Origin of the sequence: Nocardia alba NBRC 108234 (genome assembly GCF_001612665.1) — a bacterium.
In the GTDB taxonomy this organism is placed as follows: Bacteria; Actinomycetota; Actinomycetes; order Mycobacteriales; family Mycobacteriaceae; genus Nocardia; species Nocardia alba.
This window is the reverse complement of the sequence record NZ_BDAX01000018.1, coordinates 89,102-101,835: the sequence shown is the minus strand read 5'-3', so window position 1 is coordinate 101,835 and position 12,734 is coordinate 89,102. Positions and strand designations below refer to the sequence as shown.

General features: G+C 65.6%; 12 protein-coding genes. 5 read left to right on the top strand and 7 right to left on the bottom strand.

The features are described from left to right. Nucleotides 1-96 precede the first annotated feature (96 nt). Nucleotides 97-636 (top strand): hypothetical protein, encoded by a 540-nt coding sequence (locus NA12_RS19555; RefSeq protein WP_067453059.1) that lies wholly within the window; start codon nt 97-99, stop codon nt 634-636. Nucleotides 637-1,120: 484 nt separating this feature from the next. Beyond that, the gene (locus NA12_RS19550; RefSeq protein ID WP_067453056.1) at nt 1,121-2,296 is read left to right on the top strand and encodes an alkane 1-monooxygenase; all 1,176 of its coding nucleotides are present in this window, start codon (nt 1,121-1,123) and stop codon (nt 2,294-2,296) included. A gap of 168 nt (nt 2,297-2,464) precedes the next feature. Here NA12_RS19550 and NA12_RS19545 read toward each other — a convergent pair whose 3' ends face one another. Then, complete coding sequence (locus tag NA12_RS19545) at nt 2,465-3,745, bottom strand: lipase family protein (protein WP_067453743.1); 1,281 nt, start codon at nt 3,743-3,745, stop codon at nt 2,465-2,467. A gap of 201 nt (nt 3,746-3,946) precedes the next feature. After that, a complete protein-coding gene (locus tag NA12_RS19540; RefSeq protein WP_067453054.1) occupies nt 3,947-4,942 on the bottom strand; it encodes a sigma-70 family RNA polymerase sigma factor in 996 nt (331 codons plus the stop codon). Between the two features lie 191 nt (nt 4,943-5,133). On the opposite strand from NA12_RS19540, the gene NA12_RS19535 reads away from it, so the two are divergent. Next, nucleotides 5,134-5,622, top strand: coding sequence for a cupin domain-containing protein (locus NA12_RS19535; protein WP_067453051.1), 489 nt, complete (start codon nt 5,134-5,136; stop codon nt 5,620-5,622). A 45-nt stretch (nt 5,623-5,667) separates the two neighbouring features. On the opposite strand, the gene NA12_RS19530 is transcribed toward NA12_RS19535, so the two are convergent. From NA12_RS19530 to NA12_RS19520, 3 genes are all read right to left on the bottom strand, one after another. Continuing rightward, nucleotides 5,668-7,200 (bottom strand): acyl-CoA synthetase, encoded by a 1,533-nt coding sequence (locus tag NA12_RS19530; RefSeq protein ID WP_067453048.1) that lies wholly within the window; start codon nt 7,198-7,200, stop codon nt 5,668-5,670. 201 nt (nt 7,201-7,401) lie between these two features. Continuing rightward, nucleotides 7,402-8,124 carry a hypothetical protein gene (locus tag NA12_RS19525; RefSeq protein ID WP_132370045.1) on the bottom strand — a complete coding sequence of 241 codons (723 nt, stop codon included), beginning with the start codon at nt 8,122-8,124 and terminating at the stop codon, nt 7,402-7,404. A gap of 161 nt (nt 8,125-8,285) precedes the next feature. After that, a complete protein-coding gene (locus NA12_RS19520; protein WP_243655010.1) occupies nt 8,286-8,990 on the bottom strand; it encodes a TetR/AcrR family transcriptional regulator in 705 nt (234 codons plus the stop codon). A gap of 104 nt (nt 8,991-9,094) precedes the next feature. Between NA12_RS19520 and NA12_RS19515 the strand changes: the two genes are divergently transcribed. Then, the gene (locus tag NA12_RS19515; RefSeq protein WP_157106402.1) at nt 9,095-10,498 is read left to right on the top strand and encodes an MFS transporter; all 1,404 of its coding nucleotides are present in this window, start codon (nt 9,095-9,097) and stop codon (nt 10,496-10,498) included. 56 nt (nt 10,499-10,554) lie between these two features. Here NA12_RS19515 and NA12_RS19510 read toward each other — a convergent pair whose 3' ends face one another. Further along, on the bottom strand, nt 10,555-11,013 hold the full coding sequence (locus tag NA12_RS19510) for a nitroreductase/quinone reductase family protein (RefSeq protein ID WP_067453036.1): 459 nt from the start codon (nt 11,011-11,013) through the stop codon (nt 10,555-10,557). A 186-nt stretch (nt 11,014-11,199) separates the two neighbouring features. After that, nucleotides 11,200-11,985 carry a helix-turn-helix domain-containing protein gene (locus tag NA12_RS19505; RefSeq protein WP_084472923.1) on the bottom strand — a complete coding sequence of 262 codons (786 nt, stop codon included), beginning with the start codon at nt 11,983-11,985 and terminating at the stop codon, nt 11,200-11,202. A 201-nt stretch (nt 11,986-12,186) separates the two neighbouring features. Between NA12_RS19505 and NA12_RS19500 the strand changes: the two genes are divergently transcribed. Beyond that, a complete protein-coding gene (locus tag NA12_RS19500; protein ID WP_067453033.1) occupies nt 12,187-12,654 on the top strand; it encodes an Rv1443c family protein in 468 nt (155 codons plus the stop codon). The last annotated feature ends 80 nt before the right edge of the window (nt 12,655-12,734 follow it).

Here is a 12,734-nt window from a genome sequence, read left to right as displayed (position 1 = left end):
TGCTCGGGCCGGGCGCCGATCCGGAAGTCCACGAGTTCGCTGCCGCGCGGGCAGCGAGGCGGAATGGCCTTTCGCCTGAATCGATATGCTCCGTCGATGATTTCAGCACGGAAACGCTGCACGGCGCTGGCGGGGGCCGCGTTGATCTGTTCGATGGTGGCATGCTCCGGCGAGAACGCCGCCGCCACCTCGCCCGGCCCGTCGACACCGGGTACCAGCACGACGGCAGCACCGGTACAGACCGATGGCACCCTGCCCGCGGGCACCGACATCTACGGCTACCGCGATTCGTTCGCCCGATGCCGGGGCACCGAACGGCTGGTACTGCTGGTCGGTCAGACCACCGGCAGCTCGGTGACGACCTTTCACGGCTCCACCGTGGGCGGCGACCAGCGATTCGTCGTGTGCGAGGACCGGGCCGGCACCCGCATCGTGCGGGCGACAGCACCGGCATTGCGGCCGGAACCCTTCGAAGGAACCTTCTTCACTTTCACCGCCAACAGTCAGCAGTTCGTGGCCGACGGCATGAAGATCGACCTGGCGCGCGCGACGATCACCGTCACCGACGATCCGAAACACCCCGAATTCCGTGCGGTGACCTGGACGGTGAACGAATACTGGGGCGCTGTCTACTGATTCGGCCGCCCGGTCCGCCCCGACAGCTCCGAGCCGAATTTTCTACGACCCGGGCCAGGGTCGCAGGCTCGAGCGGTACCGAAGAAGGCCGCTTTCCAGCGGAAATGATAGTTGTACGCTATATGAATTCAGGTTCTTACGCGCCTGCCTCGAATGTGAAGCACTTCGATGTCCGCGTCGGGAACTGAGAAGGTTGTAGTATAACGCCTGATCATCACACCGATCGCTACCTGATTTCTACTCCGGCGAGGCTTTGTGTACGGTCTATGTCGTTCCGCTAGCAAAGTGCTGCGCATCACAGTAGGGGGTCTGATCTTGAGGAGGCGAGTGTGCAAGTGGTCGACAGTTCTGCCAGGAGCCGTCGTCGCGGACAGTATGGGTCTGTCGGCATCATCGCTGCTGATCGTTGAGGTGGCCGTCGGCGACTGCTTCAGCGCGTCGGCGACCTGCTCGAGGCAGCCTTGACCCCGATTCTTCGATGAAGATGTCGAAGCGGGTGCCGCGGCCGCGTCACCTACTCGGGCGCTATGTGGTGCCGACGGCAGACCCGAAACGATTTCTCTGGGCATTCGGATTGCTGGCGCCGATTTGCGCGCTGCTGCCCTCACAGCTGGTGATGCGCACCGGATCGACCATATTCTGGTGGATCGAACCGATTATCGTGCTGTTCGCGATTCCGGTGCTGGATCGACTTGTCGGTGAAGACGGCCACAATGCCAGCGACGAGGATTACGAAAAACTCAGTGCCAACCGCTTTTACCGGTGGTGTACCTACCTGTTCCTCCCGGTGCAGGTCGCCGCCCTGGTTATCGCGTGCTCGCTGTGGACTGGTTCGGACCTTCGATTCGTCGACAAGCTGGGGCTGGCCGTGACCGTCGGCTTTCTGGCGGGGATCGGTATCAACGCCGCACACGAACTCGGTCATCGGGTAGAGCGGCTCGAACGGTGGTTGGCGAAGGCGGCACTGGCGCAATCCGGATACGGGCATTTCTACGTCGAGCACAATCGAGGCCACCATGCTCGGGTCGCTACGCCGCAGGACCCGGCCAGCGCGCGGTTCGGTGAGTCCCTGTGGGAGTTCCTGCCCCGCAGCGTGATCGGGGGTTTTCGGTCAGCGCTCGAACTGGAACAGGAACGGCTGCAACGCCAGGGACGCTCGTGGTGGAACCCGCGCAACAATATTCTGCAGTCGTGGGCGATGACGCTGGTGCTGTTCGGCGGGCTCGTCGCGGTGTTCGGACCCGGCATCCTGCCCTATCTCGCGGTCCAGGCGGTGATCGGCGTCTGGCTGCTCGAGACGGTGAACTACGTCGAGCACTACGGTCTGCTGCGAAGCAGGTTGCCGAACGGTCGCTGGGCGCGTTGCTCGCCGGCCGACAGCTGGAACTCCGACCGCCTCGTCACCAATATCTTCCTGTTCCACCTACAGCGGCACAGCGATCATCACGCTAATCCAGCGCGCCGATATCAGACCCTGCGTACCGCGTCCGAGGCACCGCAGCTGCCCGCGGGCTATGCCACCATGATCGTCGTGGCATCGGTGCCGGCGCTGTGGCGGCGCACCATGGATCACCGGGTTCTGGCCCATTACGATGGCGACCTCACCCGCGCCAACACGATGCCCGACCGAGTTCAGCGTCCGGGGCGCGAGTCGACATGATCGCGTGTCGAAATCGCCGGGAACACGACGAGCGGCTCGATCCACCAACACGATCGACAACCTGGTCGGTTCGATCCCACCCGACCGCATCGCAGCCACCGATATACCGGAGTTGCTCGTAGGGCGATGCGGTCGCGTGGTCTCGAGGATCGATGGAGATCGGCGCGGCTAGGGCAGGGCCGCGCAGTTCACCGGGGCGGGCACGCCGGCGAGGCGATCGACCATCCAGGGCTGCGAACTCGTCAGCGATGGGAAGAAGGCCAGATCATGGGTGCCCAGGAAACCCGCCATCGCGGGCACCGAGTTGTCGGCATCCAGCTGTACCGCCGCGCCGCCGCCGCACCATCGCGCGGCCAGGTCGCGCGCGGCGAAATAGGTGGCCTTCTCGTCGTTCCTGGCCGAGTAGACGCGCACCGGCGCGACAGGTGCGGTCCCGCCGAGACGCTGCTCGTCGAATGCCGCCTTCAACTCGGGGGAACGGTCGATCACGGCCGTGAGCGGCAGTCCGCTGGTGGTCCACCGCGAGGTTTCCTGGGGCTGGACGAAGGTCTCGGAGAGACCACCCCCGCACGTGCCGACCGAGCTGTGCAGAATCGCCTTGCCGGTGTCGTTGAGCTCGGCGTCGAGCACCGGACGTGTCTCGGGATAGTCGGCGGCGATTCCGTTGAGCACCCACGCGATAGCGGGCGCGACGCCCGGGTTGCCGTCGCTGCGAGCGATGAAGTCCTGCGGCCCCGACACCGGTCCGCCCACGTGCACTCCGCGTACGCTCAGTTCCGGCGCGTACTCGGCCTGCAGCTCGGCGGCGGCAGCGGAGGCCATTCCGCCCTGGGAGTAGCCGTAGATGATGACCGGTGCGTCCGGGCCGAGCCCGGACCCGGGCAGCCGCAGCGCGGCCCGCGCGGAATCCAGCACCGCGTATCCCTGCGTCCTGCGGTTCAGGAAGTCGTGCACTCCCGGTACCCCGAAGTCGTGATAGTCGGTCATCACCACGGCCATCCCGCTCGCCAGGAGCTGATAGATCGCCATGATGTCGTATTCGAAGACCACGTCGGCGGGCGGCTGGTACCGGACCACCTGCCCCAGCATCGCCGACGGCGAGCATTCGGCGCTCTGTCCCTGTGCGCCGCCCGCGTAGGCCACCAGCGGTCGCGGGCCCGGGCCGGTCCAGGGCTGCGTGGATTCCAGATAGGTGCCGACCACCGTGTTCGGCGCGCCGTGAGTGTCGTTGCTGGTGTAGACGATGCGGGTGGATCGTGCCGGTATCGGCCCCGCCGGGCCGGGAATCGTGATCGCCGTCGCCGCACCTCCGGCGTAGACGATGTCACCCCCCGCCGCCTGCATCGGCGGCGGCTGGGCCCCGACCGTCGAGGTGGCCACGACTCCGACGCCGACGACCACGAGGGTTCCCGTGAGTGCTGCGATCCACGCGCGTTTTCCGCTCTTCATACCGATCCTTCGTGCGAGGTTGTCCATCCAGGGCAGCTATCGAACCGAACAGCACAATCGCCACGGATGGAGCGCAACACCGCCTATCAGCGGATCGTGAGCAGAAGAGCGTGATGTTCGACCCGAGAGATATAGATCGAAACTGCGGTATCTCCATCGAGCACAGAAGCAGGCACGGACATCGCGGTGCCGGGGGCCAGCCTATGCCATGGGACCGACATCGGTGCGCAGGCTGCCGCTTCGGGGTGACGACTTCGTAGTCAAATCGCTTTCGCTGTCCCGAATGCCCGACAACTTGTCGGGATTCGTCACCGAGTAGATCCCTGCGATCCGGTGACCATCGACAGTGAGGTCGAGTACCACAGCCGCCACAGGACCGTCGCCGGAGAAGACCAGGGCGCACGGGTCGCCGGCCACCGATCGATACCGAATACTCATGTTCTCCGGACGATTCGCGGTGATGGTCAGCATGGCCGCCACGACGTCGGCGCAACCGTGCACCGGTTCCAGGCTGTAGGCCGGTCCCTTGCCCCCGCTATCGGTCGACAGCGTCACATCCGGCGCGAGTAGCTCGAGCAGCGCAGGCAGATCACCACCCAGCGCGGCGGCGGCGAATCGCTCGGCCACCGCGGCGCGAATCTCCGGATCGGCTCGATACCGTGGTCGGCGGGCATGCACATGTCGACGTGCCCGGGTGGCGAGCTGGCGAACCGCCTCCGGCGTGCGGTCGAGTATCCCCGCCACTTCCACGTGGCTGAAACCGAACAGTTCGTGCAGTACGAAAACGGCGCGCTCCAGCGGTGACAGGGTCTCCAGCACAACCAGTACTGCCGTGGACAGCGACTGCGCCCGATCGGCGGAGTCGGCGACGTGATCGTTGTCGGTGAGCAGCGGCTCGGGCAGCCACGGACCGACGTAGACCTCGCGGCGGCGGCTCAGATCGGCGCGGCGCGCCAACGCCATGTTCGACGCGATCCGGATCAAATAGGCACGCGGGTTGTCGATCGGCACGACCTCGGGACCGCGATGCCTGGCAGACCAGGCCAGCCAGACCTCCTGAAGCACGTCCTCGGTGTCGACGACGCTGCCGAGCATGTTGTAGACCACGGAGAACAGCACGTCCCGGTGGTCCAGAAACTGGGCGGTGACTACTTCGCCGGCGTTCGGCGCGGGCGGTGTCGATCCGATCGGTGTCATGGCGTACCTCCTCGTCTACCAGCACAGAGGCGCAGCGGTGAGCGCACGTGACATACAGGAGGAAAGTGTGGCGTACGTCATGTCGATCGGCCGGGATGTCACGGCTCCCGCTGTTTCGCTCTCTGTTCTGGTGTGGGCGAATCCCGATGCGGCGATGCCCTCGCTCACCTGATCCGACGCAGGAGGAATTCATGGCAACCGAGATCGTGACCACCGGCAGCACGCCCGATGCCGCGCTACTCGTCCGGTATGACGAAGCCGAGCTACTCGAGGCGCTGGGCGTGCGCCTGTACGCCGACCACGAGATGACCGGCGGCGCGATGAGCGCCAACCGGACGTTGCTCGCCGCGGGGACGAACGGCCCACCGCCGCACTACCACACCACCTCGGCCGAAATGTTCTACATGCTGGACGGGCGGCTGCGGGTGCTGGCCGGAGAGGAGGTGGTCACCATCGGCGAAGGCGACTTCCTCCTGATTCCGCCGAACACCATCCACGCCTGGGCCGCGCCCGCCGAGGCGTCAGCGGATGTGTTGATCGTGTTCACGCCCGGAATCGAGCGGTTCGAGTACTTCCGTCTCGTCGAACGCATCCGGCAGGGCGGGGCAACCCCCGACGAGGTTCGCGCCACCATGGACAGGTTCGACAACCATTTCGTGGACAGCCCGGTCTGGCAGTAGCGAAGGGGCCGCGGTCGATTCGAGATCGGCGGCGGCCCCATCACCTCAGAGATACCGGGCGCGGAGCTTTCCCTTGACCAGTTTTCCGGTCGGCGTGCGCGGTAGATCGTCGGAGAAGTCGACCGTGCGTGGCACCTTGAAGGCGCCGATCCGCTCCCTGAGGAATTCGCGCAGTTCCTCGGCGAGTGCGGGCCCTGCCGTGACCCCGGCCTCCGGTTGCACCACCGCCATCACCGATTCACCCATCTCCTCGTCGGGCACACCGATCACCGCGACATCGAACACCTTCGGATGCAGGGCCAGTGCGTTCTCGATCTCCTGTGGATAGATATTCACTCCGCCCGAGATGATCGTGAACGCCTTACGGTCGGTGAGGAACAGGTAGCCGTCCTCGTCGACGTAACCGATATCGCCGGTGGTGGTCCAGGTGGGATGAGTCGGGTGGATCGCCTCGGCCGTCTTGGCGGGATCGTTGTGGTAATCGAACGGCAGTTCTTCGCGTTCGAAATAGATGGTGCCGATCTCGCCGGACGCCAACTCTGCCCCGTCAGGGCCACACACCCGGATGACGCCCAATCCCGCGGTACCGACCGAACCCGGTTTACGCAGCCACTGCTCGCTGTTGATGAAGGTGGCGCCGTTGGCCTCGGTCGAGGCGTAGTACTCGTGCAGTACCGGCCCCCACCAGTCGATCATGGCCTGTTTCACCTCGACCGGACACGGCGCGGCGGCGTGTACGGCGGCTTGCATGCTCGACACGTCGTAGCGGGCTCGCACCGATTCGTCGAGTTTGAGCATCCGGACGAACATGGTCGGCACCCATTGACTGTGGGTGACCCGGTGCCGTTCGATCGTGGCCAGTGCCAGCTCCGCGTCGAACTTCTCCATCACCACGAGGGTGCCGCCCAGAGCGTTCACCACACCACCGAAACGCAACGGCGCCGCGTGATACAGCGGTGCGGGTGAGAGGTAGACACTGTGGGGCTCGAAGGCGTAGAGCGGGCCGAAGATCGCGGTGTAGGTGTCACCGGGCGGATCGCCGACCTGACGATCGGCCAACGGCAGCTTGATGCCCTTGGGCCTGCCGGTGGTCCCCGAGGAATAGAGCATGTCGGCTCCGCGCGGCTGATCGGCCAACGGTTCGGGGGAGGCCGCCGCGAGCGCCTGTTCGTAGGAGCTGTATCCCTCGACCGGACCGTCGAAGGCCAACCGGGTCTGCACCTGCGGCGTCTGCGCGGTGAGCTGCTCGGCGGTCGCGGCCAGCGCGGCGGACACGATGAGCGCGCGCGCCCCGCAGTCGTCGACGATGTAGCTGATCTCGGCGGGAGTCAGGTGCCAATTGACCGCGGTGATGTAGAGCCCCGAACGCAGTGCGGCCCAATACACCTCGTATACCTTCGGGTCGTTCACCGACAGCAACGCCACATGATCGCCCCTGCGTAGCCCCGCATCGTGGAGGTGGCGGGCCAGCCGGATCGAGTTCTCCTCCAGTTGCCGATAGGTCAGCGTGGCACCGCTCTCGGCCATGACGATGGCCACCTTGTCGGGAAATCGGTCGACGTGTGCGCCCGGATACATAGTGCTCCTTCGTAGAACGGAGCGGATACCGCGAGTGGCCGATGCCGCCGACGTCCGTGCGAGCCTCGCGATAGCCGCTCGAACGGGTGGCTCGTGTCCGGACACTAGTCGAAAGTGAACGGTGATTCTGGCAATTCTGGAAGGTGTGCGTAGTCGGAGTTCTGTCGCGCGAGTGCCGTTGGTCGACGCGGTTCCCCGGCTTCATACGTTCGGTGCGTCTCCCGTCGCCGGGTCGGTCGGCGCCTGCGCGCGGCAGCCCGCGCAGAGTAGGCGCTTGGCCGCGACGGCCGTCAGCTTGTCCGGGGGATGGAGTTCCCGGCACTCGGTGCAGCGCTTGCGGCGGGTCGAGGGCGGCAGCGGGGGACCGTATCGGGCCAGCGCGGCCAGATCGAACGTCCACTGCTTCGTCGAGCGAACGCTCCACTGGTCGAACTGTCGCTCCAGGTAGAGCTCGGTGTGCTGGGGGGTCCACCCATTCACCGCGGCCAGGTGGCAGACGGTCTGTTCTCGCCTACCCTGGGCGATCTCGGGGCCGATGTGCTTGGCGGCATGGCAGGCAGGGCACAGCGCTTCGAGCCGGACCAATCGCTGGATCAGCCGCTCGTCGTCGTATTCCCAGACCGCGTTGCAGTCCGGAGCTCGCCGGCCGGCGTCACCACAGATCTCGCACCGGTTTCCCGCCGCCTCGCAGACGATTCCGCGTAGCCGCTTCCATTCTCGGTCGGGCAGCTCCGACCGTAAGTTGATCTGCGATCTCGTCTTCGGAACCAGCTCGACGGCCAGCCGCGGCGGGACCTCGGGGATCACCGCGGGACGCTCCCGCGCACCTGTGGCGTCGACCGGTCGACGCCGTCGATAGCCCAGAACTGTCAGCGTGATCAGTGCGGCAGCGACTACGACACCAAAAATCCGGACCCGCATCATGCGACTGATCGTGCCACCTGGGCGCGCAGCTCGTCCACGGCATCGGTCCAGTCCTGGTGTTGCGCCTGGTTTGCCGCGCAGGGATCGGTGACCGCAGCCATCCCGATCGCCGCGAAGTCGAATGGCGAGCCCGACGATTCGCCGTGGGGTGGTGGGTGCCCTCAGCTGTCCCGATCGATGCTCGCGATCAGTCCGTCGATGACATCGGCAACCGCTGTCTCGGTGTGGAATTCGGCGCGAATTTTTCCCCACTGGGGGAGCAGTCGGGCGACGGTGGGGAAATCGGTGAGCTGATCGGCGGTGATCAGATCCGACCAAGAGGACTGGGCGGACGCGGTGTCGTGATGGGCTTGTGCGCCGCGGCGGCTCATCAGTTCACCGACCACGAACCGCCAGATGGTGAAGTACATGTACCCGGCCTTCCGGTCGGTGGCGCCCAGCTGGTTCGCGGCATCGACGAACTCGTTGAGCATCCACATGGCGGAGCGGCCTGTGCTCTGGCCGGTGACGAGAATGTCTGCCACCCAAGGTAATTGGTCCAGCGTGTCGATGAGATAGCACACGATGGCGATCAGGCGTTCGCGCGGCGCGGCGGGCAGTTCGGGGCGCCGCAGGTCGTCGGCGAGCGCGCCGAGTACCACGGTGAAAAGGGCTGCCTTGGTGGGGAAGTGATGGTAGATCGCGGCGGTGCTGGTCCCGAGGTCATCGGCCAGGCGGCGCATGCTGAACGCCTCCGCGCCGCCCGTGGCGAGCAGCCGGGTGGCCGCGGTGACGACCGTGTCGGCCGCCAGCCGGATCGGGCGTCCACGTCGGGGGGTCGGGGTATCGGGCATGGCGATGATTCTTCGCGCGCTGACTCTCGACATCAGGATAAGGGTGTGCTTACCTTAATAAAAATACGCGTTACTAAATAGGGAGGTGTGCGGTGTCCGAGCCGCTCGTTACACACCGAGGCGCCACGTCGGCTGTCGTGTTCTCGACAATGTTTCTGGTCTCGCTCGACCTGTCGATCGTCAATGTCGCGCTACCGGCCATGGACGCCGCGCTCGACCTCGGGCCGACCGGCCTGGCGTGGGTGATCAATGCGTTTCTGCTGCCGTACGCGGGATTGCTGCTGCTGGGCGGCAGGCTCGCAGACCTGGTGGGACGCCGCACGTTGCTGCTCGGCTCGCTCGGTGTCTTCGCCGCGGCCAGCCTGCTGGGCGGCGCCGCCCAGGACGGGTGGCAACTGATCGCCGGTCGAGGTCTGCAAGGTGTCGCGGCCGCGGTGTTGACACCGATGTCGCTGGCGCTGGTGACCTCGGAGTTCGAGGAGGGCGCCGCGCGCACCAAGGCGATGGCCATCTGGGGCGGCGCCGGTGCGGCGGGTGGCGCACTCGGAGTGGTGCTGAGCGGGCTGCTCACCGACCACATGAACTGGCGGTGGGTGATGTGGGTCAATGTCGTGTTCGTGGTCGTCGCGATGGCGGCGGTGCTGCGCGGTGTGGACAATCGGGTCGCTGCCGGTGGCCGCCGGCTCGACATCATCGGGGGTCTGCTCGTCACCGCGGGTGTCGCAGCGTTGGTGATGGGGGTGATCGAGACCGGCGAGCACGGTGGGGGCGTACCTCGGGTGTTCGGCTGGTTCGGCGCGGGCGTGGCCGCGCTGCTGGTCTTCGTGGTAGTCGAAGCTCGTGTCGTGGATCCGCTGGTGCCGCTGGGATTTCTGCGCCGGCGTTCATTGATCGGCGCCTCGGTCTTCGGCTTTCTGCTCACGTCCGCCCAGATCGCCAGCTTCTTTTTCGTCTCCCAGATCATGCAACGTGTGCTGGGCTACAGCCCCACCGAGACCGGATTGTCCTTCCTGCCGTTTTGCGTCGGCATCATGATCGGGCTGCGCGCCGCCCAGGTCGTGGCCCGCGACCACGGGCCTCGGCCGGTGTTGCTCGCTGGCGGTCTGCTCGGCGCCGCAGGGCTGTTCTGGTTCGGATTCACCGGGCCGACAAGCGGTTTCGTCACCGGGATCCTGATGCCGTCGCTGGTCGCCAGCATCGGTGTCGGTGCCTCGATGGTGGCGATGGGCTTGGCGGCGACCTCGGGCGTGCCCGTTGAACAGGCCGGGCTCGCCTCGGGAATCCTCAGCAGTGCCCGCCAGCTCGGGGGTGCGTTGGGGCTGGCGGTGCTGGTTACCGTAGCCGGGTCCGTCACCGGCGCAGGCTCGACCCGGGAAGCGCTCTCCGACGGTTTCGCCATGGCACTGTGGGTGGCCGCGGGCTTGCTCGCCGTCGCTGCCGTCGCGGCGGCCCTGATTGCCGGGGCATCCCGACCGGAACTGTTCACCTCCGACGATGCGTTGTCTCGCTTTTCGCCGGCCGGCGACTCCACGAGTGAGTAGCCGACTGAGGTGAGGGCTTGCGCCGATTCGGCGGCGACAACGTCCGATCGGGCAGTCTAGGGTTCGGGATGAGTCTCTATGCGAAAGACCGCGATTCGATCGGCGGCGGCGGCGACTGCCTGTGGGGTCGCCTCTTGAATCAGCCCTGTTGTGACGAGTAGTCCAGCGGCGTGGCCAGGGGCATGGGCGAAGTGCTCGCGCAAGAATGTTCGACGTTGGTCGAGCGGGAGTTCGACCAACGTCACAGCCTCGCGGCGGCGGCCACGTGACAGTACGGCGGTGTGCGAAGCGCGAACGTTGGCCACCCACGCCGACTTCGGATAAGCCTGGTGAACGTATCGCTGGTCAGCGATAGCAATGATGGTGATCGGTGTCGTTCGCTGCTGTCCGGTTCTGTGTCCGGTCGTGGTGAGAAGGTACTGGGGACCGAACGCGATACCGATTCTTTGCAGCGCGATAACCACTTTGTTCACGCTGTTTACTGCACGTCGAAAGATTCGCGCTTTCGCGGCCATACTGGTTGTCCTTTTCGTCGTAGCTGTTCAGGCGCTGATCGCGCAGCGCCTGAACAGCTTTCGAATGTCCAGAGGCGTCTGTAAACGGCTCGACATCGAGGCTATCGACAGCAGAGGCGGCCGTGAACGACGTATCAGGACAGCTGATAGTGCGCAGTGGACAGCTTTCGTCGCTGGTGGCGCGAGCTAGGAAGCCTGGGCACTCGAATCGGTATCGCGCTCGGCGAAATACGCGGCGGGCGTGGTGCCTATCTCACGCCGAAACGCGGCGATGAACGCGCTGGCGGTGCGGTAGCCGACGCTGTGCGCCACTTTCGAGATCGGCATACCGGCGCCGAGAAACGGCAGAGCGGCGCTGAGCCGTTCGAAGGTGCGCCAGCTCTCGAAACTCACACCAGTTTCCTCGCGGAAACGCCGCGACAGTGTTCGTGAGGAAGCGGCGACCTCGCGTCCCCAATCGGTCAGGGTGCGGGTGTCGGCCGGGTCGCGTCTGATGGCGAGCGCGACCTGCCGTGCTTGGGGATCGGTCGGCAGGATCGAGGGAATCGTTGCTACCGACATGGGTGAAACCAGGTCCCAGAGCAGTGTGTGACCGTGGTGCCGTTGGCTGCGTGCGGTCTCGGGCAGTGAAACCAGATAGGTCAGCAATGGTCCGACCAAGCCGGTCGCGTCGATCACGGTCGGGCTGTCCAAGCTCAGTGGGCACTCGGTCGGCTCGAAGAACAGCGAGATCATCTCACACGAGCAGCCGGGAACAACCGCGTGAGCGGTTCCTCCCGGAATCCACAGCGCCCGGGTCCGCTGGACCACCCACCGACCGGAGCCCGCATCCATGGTGAGAACGCCGTGCGGGACCCAGGTCAGCTGATGCTGCGGGTGACTGTGTACCGGGATCCTCGATGTCGCGTCGAAAGGGACCACAATGCTCGGATACTCCGCGAAGTCGAAGCTCAGATGCTGATCGACGGCCACACCCGCAGTCTATCGATAGCGCCCTTCAGTATGTGGCTGCTCCGGCTTCCCGTGAAGCCGTCGGTACCGGGCACCGGCGATGTGCCGCCGCGGGCTTACCTGTCCAGTAGTCGGTGGTGACGTGAGATCACCATAGACATAGTCTCATGCGTATGTATGAATAAGATTGCTGAACGCGACGAAAGGGAGAAGTGTTCAAGGATGAGTAAGGTTACCCTAACTATTGAGCTGCCGATCGCGGCGGACGTGGCGTGCGCGCTGGCCCGGACGCCGGAACTCTTCGCTTATGTTGTCGCCCCGATTATTTCGGTGCCGCGACTGCGGATGCCGGACCGAATCGAACCCGGGGTGGTGGGTGAGGCCAGGCTCTGGTGGTTCGGCGTCATCCCGACCTGGCGTCATCATCTGCGATTGGTCGAGCTCGATCCGCTGCATATCTACACCAACGAATGGGGCGGTCCGGTGCGTACCTGGAACCATCGGCTGCGCTTCGAGCCGGTCGGCGAATCCCGCTGTCGCTACACCGATGAGATCGAGGTCGACGACGGGATTCGGGGGCTCGGTGCCCGGTTGTTCGTCCACCTGATGTTCCGGCACCGTCATCGCCGCTGGCGCGAGTTCGCAACGGTGCTCGCCGCGGGCGGGATGGAGTTGCGACCGCGCGAGTGAAGCGCCTGCCCCGGCGTCTCGTGACAGTCGAGCCGACGCGGTGACCACACCCACCGGAGCCGGCCGGGTGGTCCGCGCCG

Coding starts and splice junctions, on each gene's coding strand:
- NA12_RS19555 (WP_067453059.1), top strand. CDS start 97: ATGATTTCAGCACGGAAACGCTGCACGGCGCTGGCGGGGGCCGCGTTG.
- NA12_RS19550 (WP_067453056.1), top strand. CDS start 1,121: ATGTCGAAGCGGGTGCCGCGGCCGCGTCACCTACTCGGGCGCTATGTG.
- NA12_RS19545 (WP_067453743.1), bottom strand. CDS start 3,745: ATGAAGAGCGGAAAACGCGCGTGGATCGCAGCACTCACGGGAACCCTC.
- NA12_RS19540 (WP_067453054.1), bottom strand. CDS start 4,942: ATGACACCGATCGGATCGACACCGCCCGCGCCGAACGCCGGCGAAGTA.
- NA12_RS19535 (WP_067453051.1), top strand. CDS start 5,134: ATGGCAACCGAGATCGTGACCACCGGCAGCACGCCCGATGCCGCGCTA.
- NA12_RS19530 (WP_067453048.1), bottom strand. CDS start 7,200: ATGTATCCGGGCGCACACGTCGACCGATTTCCCGACAAGGTGGCCATC.
- NA12_RS19525 (WP_132370045.1), bottom strand. CDS start 8,124: ATGATGCGGGTCCGGATTTTTGGTGTCGTAGTCGCTGCCGCACTGATC.
- NA12_RS19520 (WP_243655010.1), bottom strand. CDS start 8,990: ATGTCGAGAGTCAGCGCGCGAAGAATCATCGCCATGCCCGATACCCCG.
- NA12_RS19510 (WP_067453036.1), bottom strand. CDS start 11,013: ATGGCCGCGAAAGCGCGAATCTTTCGACGTGCAGTAAACAGCGTGAAC.
- NA12_RS19500 (WP_067453033.1), top strand. CDS start 12,187: ATGAGTAAGGTTACCCTAACTATTGAGCTGCCGATCGCGGCGGACGTG.